Raw genomic sequence first — 1,615 nt, forward strand, 5'->3', positions numbered from 1 at the left:
CTGCAAAGCAAAGCCGAGCAGGATATTGAGTTATTTCAGTTACCAAACCGTTAGCGGTCAGTTACCGAAACCAACACTGCTAACGAGGTGAAAAACAAATAGTTTGTCACCAGTGTTTGTTGCACTGTTATGCACAACTTTCAATGACGGAGAATGCTTACTGATTGATTATTTTTGCAAACTAAAAAAGTAAGCAGATGAAAGTTGAAAAATTCAAGGTGCTGCTCTACCTTAAAAAGAGCGGATTGGACAAGAACGGTAAGGCTCCCATCATGGGACGCATCACCCTCAACCGAACAATGGCGCAGTTCGGTTGCAAGTTGTCATGTACGCCAAAGTTATGGAATCCACGTGAGAGCAGACTTGACGGCAAGAGCAAGGAGGCTGTGGAAGTGAACGCCAAGATTGACAAGCTGTTGCTGGCAATAAACTCAGCCTACGAGTCACTTGTGGAGCGCAAGACGGATTTTGACGCAAAGGCGATAAAGGATCTGTTTCAATGCAGTGCAGACACTCAGATGACCTTGTTGAAGCAGCTTGACGCCATCATTGCGGACATTGAGTCAAGAATCGGCATCGACTACAAGAAAGGCACGCTGCCAAACTACCAGTACACTCGCCTGACATTGGTATTGTTCGTCAAGAAGCGTTATGGAACTGACGATGTGGCATTCGGTGAGCTTGACGAGCAGTTTATCCGTGAGTACATGGACTTTTGCTTGGACGAGAGAGGTCTTGCACTTGATACAGTCCGCCACTATCTCGCCATCTTGAAGAAGACCTGCCGAATAGCTTTCAAGGCAGGAAACTCCGAGCGTTATCATTTCATGCACTTCAAGCTACCTCAAAAGAAAGAGAATCCACCAAAGGCATTGACACGTGAGGACTTCCTGAAAATTCGTGACCTCGAAATACCAGAGCGAAGAAAATCGTTGGCTTTGACCCGTGACCTTTTTCTTTTCGCCTGCTATACAGGCACGGCTTATGCCGATACTGTTTCTATCACGGAAGAAAATCTCTTTCGTGATGAGGAGGGCAGCCTTTGGCTGAAATACCACAGAAAGAAGAACAAGATGCTTGCACGTGTGAAGTTACTGCCGGAGGCGCTTGCCATGTTGGAGAAATACAAAGACCCGACAAGACCTACTCTTTTACCGCCACAGGAATTTCGAGTGCTGAGAGGTAACATGAAAAGTCTCAGAGTACTATCTGGCATAAGTATGGATTTGGTCTATCATGTTGGACGGCACAGTTTCGCATCGCTCGTTACGCTCGAAGAAGGTGTTCCAATAGAGACTATCAGCAAAATGCTTGGTCACAACAACATTCAGACCACGCAAATCTATGCACGTGTCACCCCGAAAAAGCTATTTGAGGATATGGACAAGTTCATCGAAGCCAACAAGGACTTCAAGTTTGTCCTGTAATATTTTCACAAAATAAGAAAGGAACATAACAATGAGAAGTACATACAAGCAGTTTTATTATCCTCAAATCCGCAACCTATAGGGTTTAGTGGGATTTTGCTTGCAAAGCGACAAAATTCATTTTATTGTACATATTTCTTGCACAACAGAAATGTCGCAGACACAAAATCCCCTTACCCCATAAAGCG

At 44.6% G+C, this 1,615-nt stretch carries 1 protein-coding gene; it reads left to right on the plus strand.

Annotated elements, in window-relative coordinates:
* Positions 1–197: 197 nt before the first annotated feature.
* Positions 198–1,427: a site-specific integrase gene (locus EXN75_RS17335; RefSeq protein WP_134844749.1), complete on the plus strand. Its 1,230-nt coding sequence runs from the start codon at positions 198–200 to the stop codon at positions 1,425–1,427.
* Positions 1,428–1,615 lie beyond the last annotated feature (188 nt).

Source organism: Segatella hominis (assembly GCF_004535825.1).
GTDB lineage: Bacteria > Bacteroidota > Bacteroidia > Bacteroidales > Bacteroidaceae > Prevotella > Prevotella hominis.

Coding starts and splice junctions, on each gene's coding strand:
- EXN75_RS17335 (WP_134844749.1), top strand. CDS start 198: ATGAAAGTTGAAAAATTCAAGGTGCTGCTCTACCTTAAAAAGAGCGGA.